Genomic DNA, 24,003 nt, shown 5'->3' with positions numbered 1-24,003 from the left:
TTATTGGTGAAGCCGAGCAGGCCGGCGCATAAACTGTTCTCCAAAACGGGGGGCATGTGCCGCAACAACAACACGAGTCTGACGGGATAAAATCGGCCCCTGGCGCGTTCGCCCGCAGCCTGGCCCTCATTCCCGGCATCGCACTTTGCGGCGCGATCACCGCCGTTTCGCTTGGCGCCCAACTGGTCGAAGAGCACATCTTCGCCCATCCCTATGTCGAAGCGCTGGTCATCGCGATCCTGCTCGGGATGGCGATTCGCACAGCCTGGCAACCCTCCGAGCGCTGGCGCTCCGGCATTGCCTTCAGTGCCAAACAGCTGCTCGAAGTCGCCGTCATGCTGCTCGGCGCTTCCGTCAGCTTTGCCGCGATCGTGGCGTCCGGCTACCTTCTGGTCGCAGCGATCGTCGCCACCGTCGTCATCATGCTCGCTGTCAGCTACGGCCTCAGCCGGATGCTCGGCCTGCCGACCAAAATGTCGATCCTGATCGCCTGCGGCAATTCGATCTGCGGCAATTCGGCAATCGCCGCGGTGGCGCCCGTGATCGGCGCCGATGGCGACGATGTCGCCTCGTCGATCTCCTTCACCGCGATCCTCGGCGTCCTGATGGTGCTGGGCCTGCCGCTGCTGATCCCGTTGCTCGCGCTGTCCGCGACGCAATACGGCATTCTGGCGGGTCTTACCGTCTATGCCGTTCCGCAGGTGCTGGCGGCAACGGTCCCCGCCGGTATCGTCGCCACGCAGATCGGCACGCTGGTGAAACTGGTGCGCGTGCTGATGCTGGGGCCGATCGTGGTCGCCCTCTCGCTGGTCGCCGCGCACCGCCGCAAGCGCCATGCCGACGCGACCAGGGCGGTTGCGATCAGCCCGTTCAAGCTGGTGCCGTGGTTCATCATCGGCTTTCTGGTGCTCGCCGCGCTGCGCTCGCTGCAGCTCGTGCCGGACATCGCGGTCGCGCCGGTGACAAAAACCGCTGGTATCCTCACCGTGCTGTCGATGGCCGCCCTCGGGCTCGGTGTCGACGTGCGCGTTCTCTCATCGGTCGGCGGAAGGGTCACCGCCGCCGTCACGCTGTCGCTGCTTCTGCTGCTCGGCCTCAGCATCGGGCTGGTCCATTTCTTCAGGTGAAGCGAGCCGTCTACGCCGTTCTCAATCCCTTGGACAGGATCGCCTGCAATCTGGGATCGCTCACCGCGAAGAACGCGGCTTCTATTCGTGCAGTCAGGCTCGGCTGCAACAGCCATTCACCAACGCTTTTGGCCGCATCCTCGTGGCTCTCCAGGTAGGGAGAGTGGAGATAGGTGTTATCCCGCTCCTCGAGCACGTCCTCGAGCAACGCTGACATGTGGATGGCCGCGGCCGGGTCCTCGGCACCGGCCCAATGGTGCAACAGCCGATCGATATCGCCGCCCGCAGTCACAACCATCGTCACGACGTCCTTGATATCGAAGGCGAGGCTATATCCAGCAGGCCACGGCTCCAGGTCGAGGCGGGTCAGGCTGTCGCTCAGGAATACATCGAAGAAGCGGTCGATGCTCTCCACCTCCGCCCGAGGCCACTTGTTCCGGTAGTCGGCCTGACCAAGCCGGCGCAGGCAAATATCCAGTCCGTTATGGTCGGGGTAATCATGCGCGGCGATCAGCTCGAAATAACGTGGCAGGAAGTAGCGTAGCTCCCGGGCGACCTGATCATCGTCATAGTCATGCGCGGAGTTGGTGTACTCGGCCAGCAGACCGGCCGGGATTGACCGCAAGGGCGTGTTGACCAGCTGTCGCTCTTGCTCCTCGGTCATGCAACTACGGCAATGGCATACGACGAGGTCATGGCCCAGTCGATACGCGCCGAAGACGCGGTAGGCTTCCTCGATGGCGGCCGTTAATTCTGAAGACATGTTGACCAGGACGTTTGGTGATGAGTCACAGAACTAGCACAATATCCCGCTCAAGACTGTCATCCCGGAAACTTCCAACCGGACGCAACATCCGAATCCACGATGGCCCGTGCGGGCGCGCGTAATCCTGCAGGGGTCTGGCCGTTACCACCGCGCGGTGGCCGGCTTCAGGATCGATCGAGAAGCGGCCGCTCCAAACAAGGGGTGCACTGTTGCTCAGAAGACCTGAGTGTACCCGCTGGAATCGTTCCTTTCCCGATTCGCATCGCAATGTGAACGACGCGATCAAGCGCCGCGACGATTTGCGTTCAACCCAACTGAAACCGGTCTTGGCGATGACGTCCGCGCTGATCAAACGCACCGATGCCTGTTCGTGCGCGACGCAACGTCGGCGTTGTTCTGCAACGCCTGAAGAGCGAGGGCTTCATGCCCGTTGGTCAGGCATTGCATCTGGCCAGCCCGGCTTCAGCGACCGCCGGTGATCTCAGGGCCCGCAGATCCATGTGCCGGTTCACGTCTTTATACAGCAGGTAGCGGAAGCGATGCGGGCCGCCGGCGTAGCAGGCCTGAGGGCAAAAGGCGCGGAGCCACATGTAATCTCCGGCCTCGACCTCAACCCAATCCTGGTTGAGCCGGTAAACGGCCTTGCCTTCCAGAACATAGAGGCCGTGCTCCATCACATGGGTCTCCGCGAAGGGGATCGACGCACCGGGCTCGAACGTCACGATCGTAATGTGCATGTCGTGTCTAATATCGGATGGATCGACGAAACGCGTCGTCGCCCACCTGCCATCGGTGTGCGGCATCGGCGTCGGCGCAATGGAGTTTTCGTTGGTGACGATGGCATCGGGCACCGCGATATCAGGCACACGCTGATACAGCTTCCGGATCCAGTGAAAATGCACTGAACCGGTGCTCCGGTTTTGCACACTCCAGGAGCTTCCGGGAGGCAGGTAGGCAAAGCCACCGGCCCGCAGCACGTGTTCGGTTCCGGCGAGCCTCAGGGACAGTTCTCCTCCGACGACGAACAGCGCGCCCTCCGCTCCCGCATCGGGTTCCGGCGATTCACTTCCGCCACCTGGCGCCACGTCGATGAGGTAGTGCGAGAATGTTTCGGCAAAGCCGGACAGCGGCCGCGCCAGTACCCAAACCCGCGTATTGTCCCAGTACGGAAGATAACTGGTCACGATGTCGCGGATCACACCTTTTGGTATCACCGCATACGCATCCGTGAAGACCGCGCGGCCGGTCAATAGCTCAGTCTGGAGCGGATGCCCGCCCGGCGGCACGTGATAGGTTCGAGATGACATTCTTTATGACCCCCTGGAGATGGTTGTTGCGGGCTATCGCCGGGCAACTAGCCCTGCTTCGCCGCCGGGTTCGCTGGCGCCACAGCATCGGACGCAACGCGCAGCCAATTCGACTCTTCAAGCCACTTTTCCTCGAGGTTGCTGCCCGTGCCCTTGCGGTCGACAACAATGAACGGACTGGTCTGCCCGACCACAAGCAGCGGATGGTGCCAGCAGTTTCGCGCGTAGTTCACACCCTGTCGTCCCGATGCGGCAAATGCCCGGTAGCTTAAAGGGACGCCCGGATCGGTGCACACGACCACCAGCCAGGGCGCGCCGCCCAGCGGCATGAACAATTGGCTGCCCAGCGGGTGTCGCTCCATGAGCTTGATGACGAGCGGAACTGGCCTTGCCGAGCCGATGAACAGACTGACGTTGACCTCTCCGCCTTCCGCGGCCACGTCAATGTTCGCCAGCTCGTCAAAACGTTCTGCAAAGCCTTCATTGATCAGCTTCGGCTTCACGTCTCCGGTCTCGACCACGTCGCCGAAGGGAGCAAACCCTGCCTTTGTCAAAGGCACAATCGAAAGCGTTAACATCGTTCAACTCCCATCCGTCTCAGATTCGAGAACGGAATCATCGACGATCTGCTCCGGCACGACCACCCCTCGTCTGACCAATGCCGGACCTGCCGATGAACGGCCTCAGGACGTCTGAAGCTGCGCTCCGGCTGCATTGATGCCAACGGGATCGACGGTTAGGTCCAGATCGATGGTAGCGACCTCGCCATTCAGGACGCGATGCGCCTTTTCCCGATCGATGTCGCCTTCCCATGACGCGACGGCAACCGTGGCAACGCAGTTTCCGACATAGTTGCCCAGTGCGCGCGCGATACCGATGAACCAGTCCACCGACAACAGCAGCACCAATCCGATGGCTGGAATGGCCGGAATGGCCGCGAGTGTCGCCGCAAGGACAACGATGGCCGAGCCCGGGACCCCGTGAGCACCTTTCGAGGTCAGGAGTGCGATGCCGAGAATTGCCAGAAGATCACCGGTCGCCAGCGGCGTATTGGTGGCCTGGGCAATGAATACCGCGGCCAGCGTCAGGTAGATCGAGAACGCATCCAGATTGAACGAGTATCCTGTTGGAATGACCAGCCCAACGGTCGACGGCTTGATGCCGAGGAGTTCGAGCTTCCGCATGGTCTGTGGCAGCACGCTGTCTCCGGCCGCCGTGCCAAGGACGATCGTCAACTCCTCGCGGAAGTAGCGGAGCAGCTTGAACAGGCTGAAGCCGCAAAGGCGCATGACCGTACCCAGGACGACGACGACAAAGACGACCACGGCCACGTAGAACAAGCCGACCAGGCCGCCGAGTTGCTTGAGCGAGCCGATGCCATACTTGCCGACGGTAAATGCAATCGCGCCAAAGACACCGATCGGCGCCAACCTGACGACGAAGTTCATCATCTTGAAGACGATGTCACTCACACGTCCGATGAAATCCGCCACCGGCCTGGCCCGCTCGCCGCACAAGGAGAGCGCGCAGCCAAACATGATGGAGACGATCAATACCTGCAGGATGTCACCGGTCGTAAACGCTCCGACCACGGTCGAGGGAATGAGTTTCATGAGGAAATCGGAGACGCCGCCGCCGGCAACCTGAGCTGCCGTCTGACTGAAGCCGCTCAGCGCTTTTGCATCCAGCGTCTTCGGATCGATATTCATGCCAACGCCGGGCTCGAAGTAATAGGCGAGCGCAATGCCGAGCACCAAGGCAATGGTCGTTATGACCTCGAAGTATACGAGCGCGCGCACGCCGACCCGTCCAACCTTCGAGAGATCCCCGGCAGCGGATATACCGTGCACGACAACACAAAACACGATCACGGGAACCAGCATCTTGATGAGCTTGATGAAGCCGTCGCCCAGCGGTTTCATCTGGAGGGCCACATCCGGATAGGCCATACCGAGTGCGATCCCCAGTCCGAGCGCAACAACGACCTGGAAGAACAGTGACTTGAGTATATTCGGCATGGCTTTCCCCGCTTGGTTGGCGTTTCCGTTCAATGCGGCTTGGTCGGCTCACGGCCGATGCCACTATTATTCCGACGGCGACGTTGACGTCGCTTCGAGACCGATTGCTCACCCTGCCGGGCTGGCCGCGCTATCCCACTGCCCGCCTCGAACTTCGCGACCCCTCACCTCACCTCGGTTCAGCGAGCGAAGCAGCCTTTCGGATCATTCGTTGACCATGCCGAACCAAGTGTCCAATATATAGAACGACACGATCAAGAGGATATGGCTATGGATCTCCGCCAGCTCCGCTATTTCATCGCCGTGGCCGAAGAGCGCAGCTTCACCGTCGCGGCGCGGCGGCTTAATCTTTCCCAACCCCCACTCAGCCAACAGATCCAGTCGCTCGAAGCTGCGTTGGGGGCGCAGCTTCTCTATCGAACCAGTCGCAGGGTCGAGTTGACGCAAGCCGGAGAAGCGCTTCTCGCGCGCGCCCGCGCCATTCAGCAGCAGATCAAACTGGCCGAAGACGAGGTCCGCTCGATCGGCGCCGGCCTGGTCGGAACGCTCGATGTCGGAGCCACAGGCTCCATCCTGCGTGGACGCCTGGCCGATTTGCTGGCTGCGTACCGAAAGGTCGCGCCTTCGGTGAAGATGACGGTACATGAACAGGCACCGGCCTTGCAGATCGCGGCCCTTCTCAATCGAACGACAAACATCAGCCTGAATCGAAGCATCCCGACCGAAGACGCTTTGAGCAGTGAACTGGCGTGGCCCGAAGAGATCGTGGTTGCCATGCCAAAAGACCATCCGCTCGCCCGGCGCAAGCGCATCGCCCTCGGCGACCTCGCGTCGGAGGACCACATCGTCCTGCAGCCCGAGAGCTCCCAATTTGCGAGCTACATACAAGAATGCTGTATCGACGCCGGCTTCCTGCCGCGGGTCACTCAGCAGGTCGTCGATGCACAGTCGGTGCCGAGCCTGATCGCAGCGGGTTTCGGAGTTGCGCTGGTTCCACAATCAATCGCCCGCTTCACGACCGACGAGATCGTGTTCAGACCCATCAGGCCCTCGCCGCCGTCCGCCGACGTATTCCTCGTCTTCAGAAAGGATGAGACGTCGACCGTGGTGCGGAATTTCATCAAACTGGCGCGTCATTTCCTTAGCCTGAAGCGGAATTCAGGGAACCTTGTCATCGGCAGATGATTTTCTGCCGTCGCGGCGCTGAAGCATTTCGGCAGTTTGAAGCCGCCTGACGATTGGCGGCGAGAGACCGCTGCCGCCTTTCCCCCACAAGCCATCGCACCTAGTGGGCCTGATGGAAGCGGCTCAAGAACGATTTCAGCCGCTCACTGCGCGGTTGACGGATGATCTCGTCAGGTGTGCCGACTTCAGCCATGACACCATCGTTCATGAAACCGACCCGGCTCGATACGTCGGCGGCAAAGGCCATCTCGTGCGTCACCAAAACCATGGTCATGCCTTCGCTCGCGAGGCTGCTGATCACGGCCAGGACCTCACCGACAAGCTCGGGATCGAGCGCCGACGTCGGCTCGTCGAACAACATCACGTCCGGCTTCATGGCGAGCGCCCGCGCAATCGCAACGCGCTGCTTTTGCCCGCCTGATAGCCGGCTCGGAAAGGTGTCGGCCTTGTCGGCCAATCCCACCTTGGCAAGCAGGTCGCGGCCGAGGTCGTTGGCTTCCGCCTGCGTCATCCCCTTCACCTGCACGGGACCTTCGGTGACGTTACCGAGCACCGACATATGCGGGAACAGGTTGAAGTGCTGAAACACCATGCCGACGCTTCGGCGGAGCAGCGCCAGTTGGCCATCCGTCGGCGCGCGAACGCCCTGGCCGAAGTCGAACCGATGGTTGCCGATGGCGAGTTGGCCCTGCTGCGGCATTTCGAGCAGATTGAGGCAGCGCAGGAACGTCGACTTGCCCGAGCCGCTGGCCCCTATCAAGGTCACGACTTCGCCGCGCGACACCATAAGCGATGCGCCCTTGAGGACCTTGTTGCTGCCGAAAGCCTTGTGAATGTTGTTCGCGGCAAGGGTCGCGTCGTTGGCATTCATCGATGCGCTCCCAACCGCCGCTCGACCTGGTCGGCCACCAGCGTCAGCGGAAACAGCACGGCGAAATAGAGCACCGCAATCGCCGTATAGACCTCCAGCGGCCGATAGCTCGCCGCCGTGATCACGGAGCCCTGATACAGGAGGTCGCCGACCGCGACGACCGATACCAGCGACGTGTTCTTCAATTGCAGGATGGTTTGATTGATGAAGGAGGGAATCATCACCTGGATCGCCTGCGGCAGCACAATGCGCCGGAAGATCTTGCTACGGCGCATGCCGATGGCCCGCCCGGCCTCCCATTGGCCGACGTCCACCGCCTCGATGCCGCCGCGAAAGATCTCGGCATAAAACGCGCCGGCATAGAGCGACAGCGCGAGGAAACAGGCCATCGCAGCCGACATGTCGACCCCGATCAGCACCGGTAGCGCATAGTAGACCCAGACCAGTTGCACGAGGAGCGGCGTGCAGCGGAAGACCTCGATATAGCCACGCAGGGGGATCCTGACCCAGAGCGGCGAGTTCGTGCGCAGGATGCCGACAACGAGCCCGATCACGAGGCCCGCAATCACCGTGGTCAGCGTGTAGGCCACGGTGATGAGGAGGCCGTGCCAGATCAGGCCCCAGTACGGCTTTAGCGCTGCAAAGTCCCAGGCGTACATCGCCGCTCCGTCAGAACTGCACTTCGGGCGGGATGTCCTCTGCGCTCACCTTGACGGCCTCGAAGCCTTTCAGCATCCACTCGCGGGTCTGGCCGAGCGAGCGGTTGTAGTCGGCCCACGCGCTGAGGAAGTCCTTGTAGCGGCGGTCGGCCTCCGCGCGGATTCCCATATTGGTCGGCAGCGTCAAAAGCGGCCGTGGAATCGCCAGTTCGCCGAGATTGGGATTCTTCTTGAGCGTGGACACCGAGAGCACCGCCAGCGACACGTTGCAGTCCGCGCGTCCCGTGGCGACGGCAAGGATCGCCTCGTCCCGGTTCTTGAAGCCGGAGATCGTCGCCTTCGGACAATAGCGGCGCGCGATCATCTCGTGGGTCGATCCGATGTCCACGGCAATCTTGACCTCGGGTTTGTTGAGCTCGGCCCAGGTCTGCGGCTTGGCGAAGCCCTTCTTGGTGATCACCGTGAACGAGTGGACCAGGATCGGCGTCGAGAAGTCGATGACCAGCGCACGCTCGGGCGTCGGGTTCACGGCGAAGGCGAGATCGACCTTGTCGCCCTGCAGATCGAGGATCTGGTTACCCCAGGTCGATTCGACCCTCTCGACCTTGGCGCCGAGCTTCGCGGCAATGTCGTTGGCCATGTCGATACAGGCGCCCGACCACTCGCCGCTCGCGAGATCCTTATGAAAATAGGGCTCCTGGCCGACGATCACCGCGACCCGCAATACGCCGTTCTTCTTGATGCGATCGAGCGTGGATGTCGTCTGAGCACTGGCCGGGGCCGAGGCGGTCGCGGCAAGTGCGGCGCCTGCGAGCGCCACGGTGGTGAGTGCGTCCCTGCGATTCATCGTCAGTCCCTCCTCGCTGTTAACTCCGACCCGTCAAATATTCTGTATTCAGGCCAAAATGCAAGTCCGTATTTTATGAATTGCCCATTTGCGGGTCAAGCGTTCCGACCGCCCGTTATTTTTGCAGCGCACCCAAAAATTCCTTCCGGACGGGGTTGCAAATCGCATTCATCTCTGAATACAAGACTGAACGCAGAAAGACACGATCGCTTGGCGGGGCAAGTTATGTCCGGCGCCTGGCGACGGCCCGCTGCCCGTTCATGATTTGAGGAGATGCCTGTGCGCGCCGTATTCGTGGATGCGAACGACACATTGGCGGCGGTGACGGAAAAGCTGTTGCGCCCCGAAAACCTGCCGGTCGCCATCAACCGCGACCCCGGCATCAAGCCCGATGACCTGCCGCGTCTGCTTGATGGCGCCGAGATCGCAATCGTCGACCACACCGCGGTGCCGACGGCCATCGCGGCGAAGTGCGCCGGCCTCAAGCACGTGGTTTTTCTCGGCACCGGCGCGCGCAGCTACATGAATCCGGAAGAGCTCGCCGAGCGCGGCATCACGGTCCATACCATCAAGGGCTATGGCGACACCGCCGTCGCCGAATGCGCGATCGCGCTGATGTGGGCCTCCGCCAAGAGCTTTGGCGAAATGGATCGGGGGATGCGTGCCGGCAACTGGCTGCGCCGCGACGCGATGCAGCTGACCGGCAAGACGCTCGGGCTGATCGGCTTTGGCGGCATCGCAGCGGAGGCCGCGCGTATGGCGCTCGGCTGCGGCATGAAGGTGATCGCCTGGAACCGGACACCGAAGGCGCATCCGGGTGTCGAGTTCGTCCCGATCGAGCGTCTCCTCGCCGAGAGCCACGTGGTCTCGCTGCATTTGCTGCTGAACGACGACACCAAGAATTTCCTGTCGCGCGAACGTATCGGGATGATGCGGCCCGGCACCATCCTCATCAACACGGCGCGCGGCGCGCTGGTCGACGAGGCCGCCATGCTCGACGCGCTGCGCTCGGGCCATCTCGCCCATGCCGGTCTCGACGTGTTCACGGTCGAGCCGTTGCCGGCCGAACACCCGCTCACCACGCTGCCCAACGTGACGCTGTCGGCGCATTCGGCGTTCCGCACACCGGAGGCCAGCGACAATCTCATTGGTGCCGCACTCGACCATTGCCGCCGCATCATCGCCACCGGCCGGTGACGAAACCTGAACAGGTAGGGATAGCCCATGTCTGAGATCATTCGCATCGATCAGAATGCACGACGCAGCCGCGCCAGCGTGTTCGGCGATCTCGTCTTTCTCGCCGGCCAGGTCGCCGACGACAAAAGCGGCGATATCGCCCAGCAGACCCGCGAGGCGCTGGCGAAAGTCGACGACATGCTGGCACGCGCCGACACCGACAAGTCGCGCCTGCTCAGCGTCCATATCTGGCTCAAGAGCATGGACGATTTCGACGCCATGAACGCGGTCTATGATGCCTGGGTGGTGCCCGGCAACGCGCCGACGCGCGCTTGCGGCAAGGTCGAACTGGCGGATCCCGGCTATCGCATCGAAGTCATCGCCACCGCTGCGCGCCGATGAACCTGTAACCTGGCAACGGAGCGTTCCGTGACGGTCCCGGCTTCACCCGCAACTTTTCTCGCCGCAAAACGTCTCGGCGCGATCGGCGTCTCCGAGATTCTCAAAATCGGCGCGACCGCACAGCGGCTGAAGCGCGAGGGGCGGCCGGTGATCGTGCTCGGCGCCGGCGAGCCGGATTTCGACACGCCCGATCACGTCAAGGCCGCGGCGGAATCGGCCATTCGGGCCGGCCAGACCAAATATACGATCCTCGACGGCACGTCCGAGCTGAAGGCGGCTGTTGCCGAGAAATTCCGTCGCGAGAACGGCCTCATTTATGCCAGCGACGAGATCACCTGCGGTGCCGGCGCCAAGCAGGTGATCCACAACGCCTTCATGGCTACGCTGAGCGCCGGCGACGAAGTCATTCTCGCGGCCCCCTACTGGACGAGCTACGCCGATATGGTGCGGATCGCGGACGGTACGCCGGTCGACGTGCCGTGTCGCGAGGCCAACGGCTTCCGGCTCGACGCCGACGATCTCGAGCGCGCGATTACGCCGCATACGCGCTGGCTGTTGTTGAATTCGCCGTCCAATCCGACCGGCGCCGCCTATTCCGCGGCGCAGCTCCGTCCGATCCTCGACGTGCTGAAACGCCACCCGCAGGTCTGGCTGATGGCGGACGATATCTACGAACATCTGACCTATGACGGCGCGCCCTTCGTCACCGCCGCAGCGCTCTAACCCGGCCTCAAGGCCCGCACGCTCACCATCAATGGCGTCTCCAAGGCTTATGCCATGACCGGCTGGCGCGTCGGCTATGGCGGCGGCCCGCGTGAACTGATCGCAGCCATCGCCGTGGTGCAGAGCCAGAGCACGACCAACCCATGCTCGGTCAGCCAGGCCGCCGCGATCGCGGCATTGAGCGGACCGCAGGACATCCTCGCCGAGCGCCGCAGCGCGTTCCAGCGCCGTCGCGACCTTGTGGTGGACGCGCTGAACGCGATCGACGGCGTCAGTTGCCGCAGGCCCGAAGGTGCGTTCTATGTCTTTGCGAGTTGTGCCGGATTGATCGGCCGACGCACCCAAGAAGGCACGGAGATCGACAGCGACCGCACATTCTGCCGCTATCTGCTGGAACGGCACGATGTTGCCGTGGTGCCCGGCAGTTGTTTCGGCCTTGCGCCCTTTTTCCGTCTATCCTACGCCACATCAGAACAAAACCTGCGCGAAGCCATCCGACGCATCACCAACGCCTGCAAGGAGCTGTCGTGACCACACCGAAAAGCAACGCCCGCTCCGGGGGCCAGATTCTCATCGATCAACTCGTCGCACAGGGCATCGAGCGCGTGACCTGCGTGCCGGGCGAGAGCTATCTCGCTGCGCTTGACGCGCTCCATGACAGCAAGATCGACGTCATGATCTGCCGCGCCGAAGGCGGCGCCGCGATGATGGCGGAAGCCTATGGCAAGCTCACCGGCCGCCCCGGAATCTGCTTCGTCACCCGCGGTCCCGGCGCGACCAACGCCAGTCACGGCGTGCACATTGCGATGCAGGACTCGACGCCGATGATCCTGTTCGTCGGCCAGGTCGATACCGGCATGCGCGAGCGCGAGGCGTTTCAGGAACTCGACTACAAGGCCGTGTTCGGAACGATGGCGAAATGGGTGGTCGAGATCGACCGCCCCGACCGGATCCCGGAACTGGTCGCGCGAGCATTTCGCGTGGCCCTGCAGGGCCGTCCCGGTCCCGTGGTGATCGCCCTGCCCGAGAACATGCTGACCGAAACGGCAGCGGTGGCGGATGCGCCTCGCGTCGAGCCGGCGGCGAGCTGGCCCGCGCCTGCCGATCTCGACCGTCTCGGCGCCATGCTCGCAGGCGCCAGGGCGCCGATCGTCATTCTCGGCGGCTCGGGCTGGACCACCGAGGCGACCCAAGGCATCGCGCGCTTCGCCGAGCGGTTCGATCTCCCCGTCGCAACCTCTTTCCGCCGCGCCTCGCTGATCGACGCCGATCACTCGCACTATGCTGGCGACCTCGGCATCGGCCCGAGCCCGGGACTCAAGGCGCGCATCACCGGCGCCGATGTTATTCTCCTGATCGGCGGGCGCATGTCGGAGATGCCGTCATCGTCCTATACGCTGCTCGACATCCCCGTGCCGAGCCAGAAGCTCATCCACGTCCATCCGGGCTCCGATGAGCTCGGCCGCGTCTACCAGCCGACGCTCGCGATCCAGGCGACGCCGGCCGCGTTCGCCGCTGCGGTCGAAACACTGAAGCCTGCGGCCGCGCCGGCCTGGAAGGGTGAGGCCGCCAAGGCGCACGTGGATTATCTCGAATGGACGGGAGGCGTGCGCGAACTGCCCGGCGCCTTCCAGTATGGCAAGATCGTCACCTGGCTGCGCGACCGCCTGCCAAAGGACGCGATCGTCTGCAACGGCGCCGGCAACTACGCCGGCTGGCTGCATCGCCATCATCGCTTCCACAGCTTTGCCGCCCAGCTCGCGCCGACTTCCGGCTCGATGGGCTATGGCGTGCCGGCGGCGGTGCTCGCCAAGCGGCAATATCCGGAGCGCGTCGTTGTCGCCTTCGCCGGCGACGGTTGCTTCCTGATGAACGGACAGGAGTTCGCGACCGCCGTGCAATACGACGCGGCGCTGATCGTGATCGTCATCGACAACGCGCAATACGGCACCATCCGCATGCACCAGGAACGCGACTATCCCGGTCGCGTCGTCGGCACGCAACTCAAGAACCCGGATTTCGCGCTCTACGCCAAGGCGTTCGGCGGCCATGGCGAACGGGTCGAACGCACCGAAGAATTCGCACCGGCCTTCGAGCGCGCGCTCGCTTCAGGCAAGCCGTCGATCCTGCACTGCCTGATCGACCCGCGCGCGATTTCAGTCAGCAAGGACTTTGCGTCAGAGGACAAGGCCCGCCGATGAGCCAGAAAACCGGGCGCCACGTTGCCATTATCGGCGCCGGCGCGGTCGGCGTGATCAGCGCGATCGAGGCGCTACGCGACGGCCATCGCGTGACGCTGATCGATCCCGGTGAACCCGGCGGCACGCAAGCCGCGAGCTACGGCAATGCCGGCTGGCTGTCGTCGCATTCGGTGATCCCGCCGGCAGAGCCCGGCACCTGGAAGAAGGTGCCCGGTTATCTGATGGACCCTCTTGGGCCGCTCGCGATCCGCTGGTCGTACCTGCCGAAGGCGTTGCCTTGGCTGATCAAGTATCTGCTGTCGAGCTGGACCGAGGCGCAAGTCGAGAAAACGGCGCGGGCGCTGCGCGATCTCCTCAAGGACGCGCCGCTGCTGCACAAGCAGCTCGCGGAAGAAGCCGGCGTTCCCGAATTGATCGAGCGGCGCGGGGTGATGCATGTGTTCCCCTCGCGCGCGCCCTTTGACGGAGATCTCGGCTGGCGCATCCGCAAGCGCGTCGGCATCGAGTGGCTGGAGTTGACCGAAGACGAGATGCGTCAGCGCGAGCCTGATCTTCATCCGCGCTACAAGTTCGGCGTGGTGGTGGAAGAAGCCGGGCATTGTCGCGATCCCGGTTGCTATGTCGCCGCACTTGGCGCGCACGCGATAGCGCTCGGCGCCAAGCGTGTCGCGGCCAAGGCGACGGGTCTCAAGCTCGACGGTAACAAGCTCATCGCCGTCATCACGGAGAGTGGCGAAATTCCGTGCGATGCCGCGGTCGTGGCCGCCGGTGCGCACTCGAGACGATTGACCGCCTCGATCGGCGATCCGTTGCCGCTGGAAACCGAGCGCGGATATCACGTCATGATCGAGCACCCGGAATCGGGTCCGCGCAGCTCGATGATGGCTTCAGATGCCAAGATGGTCGTCAACTGGACCGACAAGGGCCTGCGCGCCGCCGGGACGGTGGAGATCGCGGGCCTCGATGCCGAACCGAACTGGAAGCGCGCCGAGATCCTGCGCGACAACCTCTTCAGCATGTTCCCAAAACTGCCGAAGAACATTCCAGCCTCTCGCATCAAGACCTGGTTCGGCCATCGCCCGAGCATGCCGGACGGGCGTCCCTGCATCGGCTATGCACGCGCCACGCGCGACGTCGTCTACGCTTTCGGCCACGGCCATGTCGGCCTGGTCGGCTCGGCACGCACCGGCCGGCTCGTCGCGCAATTGTTGAGCGGCAAGCCGCCGGAAATTCCGCTTGATCCCTTCGCTCCCTCCCGCTTCCTCTGAGACATCGCGCCATGACCCATCCAGCCAATTCCTCTTCACGCATCGCCCGCGGCGGCAAGGCGCTCTACGGCGCGCCGCTCGGCATTCTCATGCTCGAAGCGCGCTTTCCGCGGATTCCCGGCGACATGGGCAACGGCACCACCTGGCCGTTCCCGGTGCTTTATCGCGTGGTGGGCGGCGCATCGCCCGAGAAAGTCGTGCTGAAGGGCGCGGCCGGGCTGCTGCCGGATTTCATCGATGCCGCGAAGGACCTGGTGCGGCTCGGCGCCGAGGCCATCACCACCAATTGCGGTTTCCTGGCGCTGTTCCAGAAGGAGCTCGCGGCCGCGGTCGGCGTGCCCGTTGCGACCTCATCCCTGATGCAGGTGCCGTGGGTGCAGGCGACGCTGCCACCGGGCAAGCGCGTCGGCCTCGTCACCGTGTCGGGCTCGACATTATCGCCGGCGCATCTCGAAGGCGCCGGCGTGCCGCTCGACACGCCGCTGGTCGGCACCGAAAACGGCCGCGAATTCTTCCGCGTTCTGATCAAGGCCGAGAAGGACGACATGGACGTCGCGCTGGCCGAACAGGATGTGGTCGAGGCCGGCAAGGAGCTCGTTGCCCGACATCCGGAGGTCCGCGCGATCGTGCTCGAATGCACCAACATGCCGCCTTACGCCGCCGCGCTGCAGGCCGAGGTCGGACTCCCGGTCTACGACATCTACTCCATGATCACCTGGTTCCACGCAGGGCTGCGCCCGCGCGTCTTTGCCTGATCGCCCGGCTCAAAAGCCAATAATAAGCCTTGGGACATCAACTCCCGACGGCTTTGCGCATTTGCCATTGCCCGTACTGCCTCGGTATATTCGGCTGTGTTCGGCAATGCATTCAGCTGGGGTATGTCACGTGGAACTCGGTTCCGATAGCGTCGTCGATCGCGTCTACGAGAAGCTCAAGGCGATGGCCGTGAGCTACGAGTTGAAGCCCGGCGAACGCCTCAATGAGGGCGAACTGGCCAAGCGCCTCGGCGTGAGCCGCACGCCGCTGCGCGAAGCCTTGAACCGCCTGAACACCGAAGGCTTCCTGCGCTTCACGCCGGGAAAGGGCTTTTTCTGCCGCGAGCTCGATGCGCATGAGATCTTCGACCTCTATGAGTTGCGCAAGTCGATCGAGATCGCCTCCATCCGCCTCGCGATCAAGCGCGCCAGCGATGAAGACATCGACGCGCTGCTGGCGTTTCTCCAGGCGACCGGTCCCGACCCCGGCGAGCGCTCGTCCGTCGAACTGGTCGAGCTTGATGAAACGTTCCATGAGCGCCTGATGGCGATGTCGAACAATGCCGAGATGCTGCGCGTGCTGCGCAACGTCAACGCCCGCATCCGCTTCGTGCGCTGGATCGACATGGATCGCATCAACCGCTCCAACACCCAGGCCGAGCATCGCGCCGTGGTGCTGGGCCTGAAGGCGCGGGACGAAGAGACTTGTGTCTCGGTGCTGGAAAAGCACATCGACCGACGGCTTGATCGGATCACCTCCGCGATCAAGGAAGGCTACGCCCAGATCTACATGCCGGCCGCAAGATCGGCGGCGAATTAGCCGGATCACGCCATCAGCGCGCCCTTCGGCGCGACGGCTGAGGTCTGAGACCTCACGTTCAATCTGGAGCTAGATGCCAGGTAAATTGGTAGCGAGAGAGGGAAACGCTACCAGGTTCGATCTCAGATAAAATCCTTTGATTTTTCAATACTTTGGCCAATTTGGAGTAGCGGATTTGATGGTGTGACATCTCAACTGGATGTCTCACTTTCGCCCCCTCCGGAAAGGCTACCAACGTGGCTCGTCCCTCTTATCTCGCCCGGCGTGGCGACGGACGGTATTTCCTGCAGATTCGGCTGGGGAAACAGGCCGCTCAGCTCTTTGGACTCCCCCTCCTCCGTGTCAGCCTCAGAACGTCGGATTTTGGTGAGGCCCGGAGACGGCTGGTGGACAATCTTGGATGGGTGCAGGAGCTGATCGAGGCTCCGGACCTGGAAGCTTTGGGGACCGCGCTGGAAGCTCGGCTGCGGAGCCATGTCGACCACGGCTCGCCGGCCGACGAACGGCTGCTGGCCGAGCGCTGCGCCTTCGAGCACGAGGTACGGCGCTTCCTCACTCGCGCGCAGGAGCGTGGATACGCCTATCCGATGCGGTTCCCGCAAATGCCGAGCCTGTGGGTCGACTTCGTCGACCAGAACAAGGCCGCCGAAGGCAAGATTGCTCGTCTGACCGTCCGCCGCTCCTACGAGGCTGGCCGCCGCGAAGCCAAAGAGGCTGCCAATGAGGGCTGGGCGCCCGAGCCGAAGCCGGCCTCGACCGGCCGGCCGCAGACGTTCGACCCAATCGCCATGATCGATCGCCTCGTTCAGGATGCGGTGGCCCAGCGTGTGGCTCAGTTGGTGCCGGCCAACGTCGCCCCGTTGGCACCGGCGATCGCCCCGACTGTTCCCGGCGTTCCGACGGAGCCGCCCAGGCCCGAAGGCGCCGCTACGGGCTCATCCGATCGTATGTCTGCACTGCTCCAGGAATTTCTGCGACCCGCCGGGCGCAAACGCCAGCACAAAATGAAAGGCCGCGGAGAGGCCGAATCCGTCGTCCAGTTCGCGATCGACTTCTTGGGCGACCCGCCGATGAACGAGCTCACCGACGACAAGTGGAAGCTGCTCGACGAGGCGTTACCGGACATCCCGAACCGCGACAGCATACCGCGCGAATTTTCTAGGACACTGTTCCAACGCTACAAGTATGCGGAAACGCGCGGCTGGTCCAAGCTCACCCGCCTCACCACGACCACGATCAAGAGCAGGTACTGGGGCGGCCTCAACAAATTCGTCGACTGGGCGATCCTGGAGAAGCGCTACAGCGGCCCCCGCCACACTTTCGAGTGCATCGATCCGGAAAACTTGGCGCCCCTGCCGCGCGACGCTTTTGACGACGAGGAACTGATCACGCTTTTGAAGCGACCGCTGTTCACCGGCTGCAAGAACCGCATGCACGTCTGGCAAACAGGCAACTACTTCGTGCAGTCTCACATCTACTGGGGCTTTCTGATCTGCATCTTGACCGGCATGCGTCCGGGCGAGGTAGGCCAACTCAGATGCGCCGACATCAGGACCGATCATCAATTCTTCTACTTCGATTTGCGACCCTTCGATGCACGCGGAGGACGCGTCGCGCTCCAGGATCTGCGCAACCTCAAGACCAACGCCGCCGGGCGTGTGATCCCGATCCATCCCCTGCTGATCGAATTGGGTCTACTTGAACGGATGCAGGAGCTGATGGACCGGGGCGAGGAGCGCCTGTTCCCCGAGTGGGACGTGTACGTCCGGAAGGACGGCACGCAGCGCTGGTCTCAGCCGCTGAGCAAGTCTTGGCAATACGCGAAGAAGATTCTGAAGTTGAGCCGTGCCGACTTGACGCTCTACAGCACGCGCCACCTCATGGCCGACTGGCTTGACAGCGACGGCATCGCGCAGCGGACGCGCGACCGCATCCTCGGGCACGCCAGCGACGTTCGCGGCCGTTATGGCCGGAAAGGCATTCTCGATCCGCAAATCGCGGCCAAGATCGAGGCACTCGAACCGCCAGTGATCAAGCGGATGAGAGAGATCCTACTCGCGGCGAAGAATCGCGCCGACGCCGGTGGGCTCACGGTCCTAAAGACTTATTGAGTTTTCGCTGGCCTGAACGGCGCACCGGGAACGATTCGAACGGTTTCGTCAGGCTAAGCGGAGCTTCTGGCTGGGGCGGGAGGGATCGAACCTCCGTCGAGCTCGCAGTTAACCCATTGAAAAGACGCGTTGTTCACGTGCCGTTACTGAGGCTGTGCTACACGCCTGTGAGACAGCGCGCAAGCTAAAAACCCCGGCTTCGAATTATCGCAGCGATAAAAGAGGTCCAGGCATGTTTGGCTCTTGCACGGTTCCGAGGTTCAATTCACCTCGGACACCTTGGAAGAAAGACATGGATGATCTGGCTGACGACGAAGAAGTGCAACTCACGCGACACCTTGAGCAGCTTCGGCAAACCAAACGGCAGATCGAAAAGCGCGAGAAGCACGCGAACGTTCAGGCCAAATATCGCGCACGTCTGGAAAAGAATTCGGCTCCGACCCGGATGGACTTCGCCATCGTTACTCTTGGCATTGTCCTTCGCTCCATCGATCGCGAACCAGAACACCATCTCATTCAGCTATTGCGCACCACGATAGAATGCGAATTGGTAGACGCCGGTTTCGACCGAGAGCAGATTTGCGTTCGTCTTGGTCGTATGCTTGACAATTGTGAGGGGGACATAGCCAAATGGCGGCGTTCGCGCGCATGGCTGCGCGAGCACAAGGCGCGGCTGGCCAAAGCCGGGATATGAATCTGGCTATAGCCGTACGAGGGATAGTGAAAGGCGGTCCTAGTGGCCGCCTTTTTTGTTTGCCTCGCCGCTCCTCCGGGAGAGAAATTCTGCCGCGAAATATCACACGGTGACATGATGTAACGTGGGGTGGACGGAAGTTTTTGGATCACACGGTGATCAAAGTGTGCGTTACCTCAGCAGTCCCTCGAAAGGATGTCATCGCTGAAAGGTAGCGTGACAGTAAAGCCAACCGCCCAAAGGGCACCGAGACACCCTCTTCCGCCAACCATAACGCCGATCGCGATCGGCCGCTTTGCGCCAAAAGCCGCCAGTTGAGTTTTGGAGGCTGCCGCCAACCAGCGACCGCCCCTCCATCGAGAAGCGGCGGGCGGCGCTGGACGCTCTGTCCGGGCGAGCGGAACGAGTGGAAAGGCGCGCCCCCCGCAATTTCGAATCCCTGTCATGTGTTAGCTGCCGGAACGAGGGCCGGGGTGGAAGGATTCGTCCCGTGTAGGAGGGATCTCGATGCTGATGACAAAGGAACGGTGGCCCGCGATCCGGACGCTGGGCGGCTGGGCGTGCTGCAGGAAGCTCACGCGACCCGCGAATGCGAGGAGCACGGCTGGATGCGGGACCGCGCGGATCCGCCGCCCGGCGTCCCTCCGGATCAGGCAGTTGCGGAAATTCGGGATGTGCTGAACTCGATCGGCGATAGTTGCCCCGAGCGCCCGCCGGATTGCGGCTAGGCCGCCTGGCCGGTGCGCCTTTCGGGAGCGCCGCCCGCGTACGCGGGCGAGCTCGCCAGGCCTTGGCGAGCTTCATGGTCGTTTCGGCCTCGCGTTGGGGATCGTAGTCGTCCATCGAACGGAAACGTAGTCGCAGATCGTAAACGATCAGCTGAAGACAGCTGCGTAGGATTCCGGTGAACGATTGAGGGTTAGAGGACCGACTGCAGCCAGGTCGCGAAGGCCTGGATGGTCTTCTCGCGCGGATGATCCGTCGTTCGAACCACATAGAACCGATATCCCGGCAAGCACAAATCGAAAGGTCTCACGAGCGTCCGCGCCGCGAGTTCGCGCGCCACGAGGACGTCGCTGAAGATGCCGATGCCCTGACCGGCAACCACCGCCTCGATGGCATGCAGCTCCTCCCTGAAGCTCAGGTGGTCCATTTCCTTGAATTCCGGCACGTCGCGCCACTTGCTTCGTGCTGCGGCGAGCCATCTATGCCAGGTCGGTGCCTCGGTATCGGACGGTGACCACCAGCAATGAACGAGAACCTGTCCGCGAAGGCCGGCGGCACGCTTCAGGCCCGAGGCCAATTCAGGGCTGCAGACAGGCCAGTACGTGTCGCTCAGGAATTCCTTGGCGGGCCCCTCCATCGGCAAGGTGCGGGCATAGCGGATCGCGACGTCGGCATCGCCGGCATGCAGGTCCAGAACGCCGTCGGTGCCGATCACGTCGAGCGGCGCATTGGGACGCGCCTTCTTCCAGCGCGGCAGCCGCGGCACAAGCCAGCGGCTCGCAAACGCGTTGGTCGTCGTGACCCGAAGAGGTTGCGCGTCGTCATCGCGCCTCATGGCGGCAAAAGCAGTGACGAACGTTTCCAGACCCTCACGCACTCTGGGAAAAAGGCGTGCTCCGGCGTCCGTCAGAGACAGTGGTCGCGGCCTCCGCCGAAATAGAGCCCGCCCGCAATACCGCTCCAACTGCCGTATCTGATGGCTGATCGCCGTCGGCGTCACGCCAAGCTCGGCCGCGGCCTTCTTGAAGCTCAAATGCCGTGCCGCCGCATCAAAGGCGCGCAGCTCGATCAGTGGCGGAAGCTTGTCCATACCCTAAGTGTAGATGAAGATCCTTCACCCTGGGCTGAATTATTCGAGTTTGCTCCCGGTACGGTCCGGGCGGAAGAAGGCATGAGACCCCCAACCCGGAGCGCCCCATGAGCTCAGTTCAATCCGTGGCCGAAGTCACCGGTGAGCTTTCCGCCACTTTCTCCGGCCAACTCCTGAGGCCGGCGGACGCAGGCTACGAGGAAGCGCGAAAAGTCCACAATGGTCTGGTGGACAAGCGTCCCGCGCTGATCGCCAGGTGCCGTGGCGTCGCCGACGTGGTCGATGCCGTAAACCTCACGCGCAAGCTGGGTCTCGAAGTCGCGGTTCGAGGTGGCGGTCACAACGTGGCGGGCCGCGCTACCATCGACGGCGGATTGGTCATCGACCTCTCGCTGATGAAAGGCATCGAGGTCGATCCCAAGGGTCAGACGGTACGTGCCAAAGGGGGCGTCACCTGGGGCGAGCTCAACCGGGAAACCCAACTGCACGGCCTGGCGGTCACGGGCGGGGTTGTTTCCAGCACTGGAATAGCCGGGCTCACCCTCGGTGGTGGCCTGGGCTGGTTGATGGGCAAGTATGGCCTCGCCCTCGACAATCTTCGATCGGTCGAGCTCGTCACCGCCGAAGGCAAGGTGGTGCGGGCAAGCCGGGACGAAGAGCCCGACCTTTTCTGGGCCGTTCGCGGCGGGGGCGGAAACTTCGGCGTGGCAACTTCACTCGAATATCAGTTGTACCCGGTCGGCCCCACCGTAACCGCTGGCCTCGTCATCCACACCTTCGACGCAGCCCGCGAACTGCTGCGATTCTTTCGGGAGAGCACGGCCTCGGCCTCCCTGCCCGATGAACACACGATTTTCGCAACCCTCACACATGCTCCCGACGGCTCTGGCACCAAGGTGGCGGCCATGGCGACGTGCCACTGCGGCTCGGTCGAGGCCGGCGAGGAAGCCATGCGGCCGCTGAAGCGCTTCGGGTCCCCCGTCATCGACGCGATCGGTCCGATGCCCTACTGCCAACTCAATGGGATGCTCGACGGCGCCTATCCTCGTGGCGCCTTCAACTACTGGAAGTCGAGCTTCCTCGCCGGATTGAGCGACGATGCCATCGAGACGATGATCTCCTGCTTCGCGCGATGCCCAACCCCGATGGGCCAGTTGCTCCTGGAGCACGTCCATGGCGCCGCGGCCCGGATCGGCGCCGGCGACACGGCCTTCCCGCACCGCGCCGAAGGCTATAACTTCCTGGTCCTCTCGCAATGGAGGGATGCGGCCGACACCGACGCGTGCATTGCGTGGGCGCGGGAGACCTATGCCGAGATGCAGCCCTTCGTCGCCGCAGGCCGGTACGTGAATTACCTTGACGACGACGAGACGGGCGATCCGGTGCCCGCCGCCTATGGGCCCAACTACCGGCGCCTCCAGGAGCTCAAGACGAAGTACGATCCGAAAAACTTCTTTCGCATGAACCAGAACATTCGACCGTCAGCCTGAGTATGGGGAAATTGCCGATGCCGATCACGTACCGGCCCGCCCGCGACAGGGACCTGGAGATAAGCGATAGGTTGGTGGTCGCCAGCATAAACGACCTCACGCAGCGGCACGGCTTCGGCCCGATGGCTGCATCGAGGCCACCCGCATTTCAGCTGTTTTCGCTAAAGGATGATGCTGACGGGCTGTGGGTGGCGGAGGAGGCCGGCGAAATTCTCGGCTTCGCATGGAGCTGGGTTTGCGGCGACCTGTGGTTTCTCGCGCAGCTATTCGTGTCGCCCGATCATCAGGGGCGCAGCATCGGCAGTGAACTGCTCAAGCGGACATTCGAACATGCGAAGAACTCCGGCGCTACCAACAGGGCGCTGATCACCTTCACGTTCAACACGGTGTCGCAGGGGCTTTACATCCGGCACGGCCTATTTCCGCGCTGTCCCATCTATAATTTCAGTATCTCGCGTGAACTTCTGAGGGACCGTTTGAAAGGGCGGCAACTCCGCAGCGTGCCTCTCGAGGAAACAGCTTCGGACCTGCAAAAACTCACCCGCATCGATGCAGGGGTTGTGGATGTCTCGCGAGAGAAGCATCACCGCTATCTGCTCAGCGACAAGGCGACGAAGGGCGTGGCGCTTTATTCCGGAGAAGAGTGCGTCGGGTATGCCTATGTCAGCTCGAGCGGCCACATTGGTCCGCTTGCCGTCGCACGGGCCGATGCTCTCGGCGGTGCGTTTACGACCGCGCTGGCTCTTGCGCTGGAAATTGGATCTCCACAGGTTTCGGCCTTTCTTCCCGGCGCGGCCGAAGCGGCTCTCAAGACCGCGGTCGAGCACGGGATGCGCATCACCGTTCCGATGCTGTTGATGTCGGCGCGCGAGTTCGGCGATTGGAGCGGATATCTGCCCCGCAATCCAGGCTTTATGTGATCCAACTTTAAACCTCATTGGCGGAGGCACGATCCGCGCAGTTGAAGCGATGATTGCGAATGCAGGCGACTGGCACGGCATCCGGTAAGCAACAGGTCAGAGCTCAGGGATTATAACGAGATGCTAGTGGCGATCCGTGATCGCGTAGGTACGCTGAAGAGGCAGAAGTGGACCCGGCAGGCCTGCCGACGCTTGGTCGAACGTCGATTCCTGAGTGGCGAAGCCGAGCCAAGCCGTGTAGTATCGGCGCCATTGACAGTCATTGCGCGGCGGACCGTCACGTGCTGTCAGACCACGAACGCAGGTTCCTGTTGACGCGACGGGTCGGGCATCTTGCCACGGCCGATAGCCGGGCCATTCCGCACGTCGTGCCGGTGTGCTTTACGATTTCGCAAGGCACTCTTTACATCACCATCGACGAGAAGCCGAAGCGTGTGGCTGGACCAGCACTCAAGCGCGTCCGCAACATCGAGCGCAACCCGATGGTCGCTATCATGGTTGATCGGTACGACGAAGACTGGACGCGGCTTGGCTGGGTTATGTTGCGTGGACGGGCTGAGATCTTGCGTGCCGGAGCGGAGCACGATCGCGCGCAGGAACTGCTACGATCTCGGTACCGCCAGTTGGCGGCGATGCAGATCGCTGAACGTCTCGTCATAGCGGTCCGCCTGGAGCGGGTGACGAACTGGGGCAACCTGTCCGTGGACGCGGACGAGGCCGATTATGATAGTCAAGCCTAGAGGCTGTTGCGACCGTAATGGCGTAAGGCCCGGACGTCCCACTCCGAGACCCTGCAATCCCGCCCGATGTGCGAAGCTCGACAAGCCGTCGCTGCGATGAGGGCCAG

21 protein-coding genes and 2 pseudogenes are annotated in these 24,003 nt (G+C 62.8%); 15 read left to right on the top strand and 8 right to left on the bottom strand.

Going from position 1 to position 24,003, the window contains the following annotated elements; translation table 11 throughout:
- Positions 1 to 56: 56 nt before the first annotated feature.
- Positions 57 to 1,127, top strand: a complete 1,071-nt coding sequence (locus JQ641_RS19935; protein WP_211997677.1) for a YeiH family protein — start codon at positions 57 to 59, stop codon at positions 1,125 to 1,127.
- 10 nt (positions 1,128 to 1,137) lie between these two features.
- On the opposite strand, the gene JQ641_RS19930 is transcribed toward JQ641_RS19935, so the two are convergent.
- The 4 genes from JQ641_RS19930 to dctA form a co-directional block, all read right to left on the bottom strand.
- Complete coding sequence (locus JQ641_RS19930; RefSeq protein WP_211997676.1) at positions 1,138 to 1,890, bottom strand: hypothetical protein; 753 nt, start codon at positions 1,888 to 1,890, stop codon at positions 1,138 to 1,140.
- 437 nt (positions 1,891 to 2,327) lie between these two features.
- The gene (locus tag JQ641_RS19925) at positions 2,328 to 3,200 is read right to left on the bottom strand and encodes a bifunctional allantoicase/(S)-ureidoglycine aminohydrolase (RefSeq protein WP_211997675.1); all 873 of its coding nucleotides are present in this window, start codon (positions 3,198 to 3,200) and stop codon (positions 2,328 to 2,330) included.
- Positions 3,201 to 3,247: 47 nt separating this feature from the next.
- Complete coding sequence (locus tag JQ641_RS19920; protein WP_211997674.1) at positions 3,248 to 3,778, bottom strand: ureidoglycolate lyase; 531 nt, start codon at positions 3,776 to 3,778, stop codon at positions 3,248 to 3,250.
- A 105-nt stretch (positions 3,779 to 3,883) separates the two neighbouring features.
- Positions 3,884 to 5,218, bottom strand: a complete 1,335-nt coding sequence (gene dctA, locus JQ641_RS19915; protein WP_211997673.1) for a C4-dicarboxylate transporter DctA — start codon at positions 5,216 to 5,218, stop codon at positions 3,884 to 3,886.
- 270 nt (positions 5,219 to 5,488) lie between these two features.
- On the opposite strand from dctA, the gene JQ641_RS19910 reads away from it, so the two are divergent.
- Positions 5,489 to 6,403, top strand: a complete 915-nt coding sequence (locus JQ641_RS19910; RefSeq protein ID WP_211997672.1) for a LysR substrate-binding domain-containing protein — start codon at positions 5,489 to 5,491, stop codon at positions 6,401 to 6,403.
- Between the two features lie 100 nt (positions 6,404 to 6,503).
- Here JQ641_RS19910 and JQ641_RS19905 read toward each other — a convergent pair whose 3' ends face one another.
- From JQ641_RS19905 to JQ641_RS19895, 3 genes are read right to left on the bottom strand one after another with little or no spacing between them, the layout of a single operon-like run.
- Positions 6,504 to 7,274 (bottom strand): amino acid ABC transporter ATP-binding protein, encoded by a 771-nt coding sequence (locus tag JQ641_RS19905; RefSeq protein WP_211997671.1) that lies wholly within the window; start codon positions 7,272 to 7,274, stop codon positions 6,504 to 6,506.
- Positions 7,271 to 7,933 (bottom strand): amino acid ABC transporter permease, encoded by a 663-nt coding sequence (locus JQ641_RS19900; RefSeq protein WP_211997670.1) that lies wholly within the window; start codon positions 7,931 to 7,933, stop codon positions 7,271 to 7,273. Before JQ641_RS19900 ends, JQ641_RS19905 begins: the two co-directional genes overlap by 4 nt.
- A 10-nt stretch (positions 7,934 to 7,943) precedes the next feature.
- Complete coding sequence (locus tag JQ641_RS19895) at positions 7,944 to 8,780, bottom strand: transporter substrate-binding domain-containing protein (RefSeq protein WP_211997669.1); 837 nt, start codon at positions 8,778 to 8,780, stop codon at positions 7,944 to 7,946.
- 279 nt (positions 8,781 to 9,059) lie between these two features.
- Here JQ641_RS19895 and JQ641_RS19890 point away from each other — a divergent pair, with 279 nt between their 5' ends.
- The 10 genes and pseudogenes from JQ641_RS19890 (at position 9,060) to JQ641_RS19845 (ending at position 19,658) form a co-directional block, all read left to right on the top strand.
- Positions 9,060 to 9,977, top strand: a complete 918-nt coding sequence (locus tag JQ641_RS19890; protein ID WP_211997668.1) for an NAD(P)-dependent oxidoreductase — start codon at positions 9,060 to 9,062, stop codon at positions 9,975 to 9,977.
- Positions 9,978 to 10,004: 27 nt separating this feature from the next.
- Entirely contained in the window at positions 10,005 to 10,358 is a 354-nt protein-coding gene (locus tag JQ641_RS19885; RefSeq protein ID WP_192740588.1) for a RidA family protein, read from the top strand.
- Between the two features lie 27 nt (positions 10,359 to 10,385).
- A pseudogene (locus JQ641_RS19880) lies at positions 10,386 to 11,612 on the top strand (pyridoxal phosphate-dependent aminotransferase).
- Positions 11,609 to 13,282, top strand: coding sequence for a thiamine pyrophosphate-binding protein (locus JQ641_RS19875; RefSeq protein ID WP_211997667.1), 1,674 nt, complete (start codon positions 11,609 to 11,611; stop codon positions 13,280 to 13,282). The pseudogene JQ641_RS19880 and the gene JQ641_RS19875 overlap by 4 nt, the downstream one beginning before the upstream one ends.
- A complete protein-coding gene (locus JQ641_RS19870; protein ID WP_211997666.1) occupies positions 13,279 to 14,550 on the top strand; it encodes an NAD(P)/FAD-dependent oxidoreductase in 1,272 nt (423 codons plus the stop codon). The genes JQ641_RS19875 and JQ641_RS19870 overlap by 4 nt, the downstream gene beginning before the upstream one ends.
- Positions 14,551 to 14,561: 11 nt before the next feature.
- On the top strand, positions 14,562 to 15,305 hold the full coding sequence (locus JQ641_RS19865; protein ID WP_211997665.1) for an aspartate/glutamate racemase family protein: 744 nt from the start codon (positions 14,562 to 14,564) through the stop codon (positions 15,303 to 15,305).
- A 130-nt stretch (positions 15,306 to 15,435) separates the two neighbouring features.
- Complete coding sequence (locus tag JQ641_RS19860; protein ID WP_349628592.1) at positions 15,436 to 16,125, top strand: GntR family transcriptional regulator; 690 nt, start codon at positions 15,436 to 15,438, stop codon at positions 16,123 to 16,125.
- Positions 16,126 to 16,511: 386 nt separating this feature from the next.
- On the top strand, positions 16,512 to 18,236 hold the full coding sequence (locus tag JQ641_RS19855) for a site-specific integrase (RefSeq protein WP_211997663.1): 1,725 nt from the start codon (positions 16,512 to 16,514) through the stop codon (positions 18,234 to 18,236).
- A gap of 292 nt (positions 18,237 to 18,528) precedes the next feature.
- Complete coding sequence (locus JQ641_RS19850; protein ID WP_211997662.1) at positions 18,529 to 18,930, top strand: hypothetical protein; 402 nt, start codon at positions 18,529 to 18,531, stop codon at positions 18,928 to 18,930.
- A 507-nt stretch (positions 18,931 to 19,437) separates the two neighbouring features.
- Positions 19,438 to 19,658: pseudogene (locus JQ641_RS19845) on the top strand (hypothetical protein).
- Between the two features lie 191 nt (positions 19,659 to 19,849).
- Here the strand turns inward: JQ641_RS19845 and JQ641_RS19840 are convergent.
- Positions 19,850 to 20,746 carry a LysR substrate-binding domain-containing protein gene (locus tag JQ641_RS19840; RefSeq protein WP_211997661.1) on the bottom strand — a complete coding sequence of 299 codons (897 nt, stop codon included), beginning with the start codon at positions 20,744 to 20,746 and terminating at the stop codon, positions 19,850 to 19,852.
- Positions 20,747 to 20,853: 107 nt separating this feature from the next.
- Here JQ641_RS19840 and JQ641_RS19835 point away from each other — a divergent pair, with 107 nt between their 5' ends.
- The 3 genes from JQ641_RS19835 (at position 20,854) to JQ641_RS19825 (ending at position 23,896) form a co-directional block, all read left to right on the top strand.
- Positions 20,854 to 22,236 (top strand): FAD-binding oxidoreductase, encoded by a 1,383-nt coding sequence (locus JQ641_RS19835; RefSeq protein WP_211997660.1) that lies wholly within the window; start codon positions 20,854 to 20,856, stop codon positions 22,234 to 22,236.
- 17 nt (positions 22,237 to 22,253) lie between these two features.
- Positions 22,254 to 23,156 (top strand): GNAT family N-acetyltransferase, encoded by a 903-nt coding sequence (locus JQ641_RS19830; protein WP_211997659.1) that lies wholly within the window; start codon positions 22,254 to 22,256, stop codon positions 23,154 to 23,156.
- Positions 23,157 to 23,323: 167 nt separating this feature from the next.
- Positions 23,324 to 23,896, top strand: coding sequence for a TIGR03668 family PPOX class F420-dependent oxidoreductase (locus JQ641_RS19825; protein ID WP_211997658.1), 573 nt, complete (start codon positions 23,324 to 23,326; stop codon positions 23,894 to 23,896).
- Positions 23,897 to 24,003: the final 107 nt, after the last annotated feature.

It is taken from the genome of Bradyrhizobium sp. JYMT SZCCT0180 (assembly GCF_018130165.1).
Taxonomy (GTDB): domain Bacteria; phylum Pseudomonadota; class Alphaproteobacteria; order Rhizobiales; family Xanthobacteraceae; genus Bradyrhizobium.
Note: the sequence above shows the minus strand (reverse complement) of the source record. Positions and strands in the feature narration are given on the sequence as shown.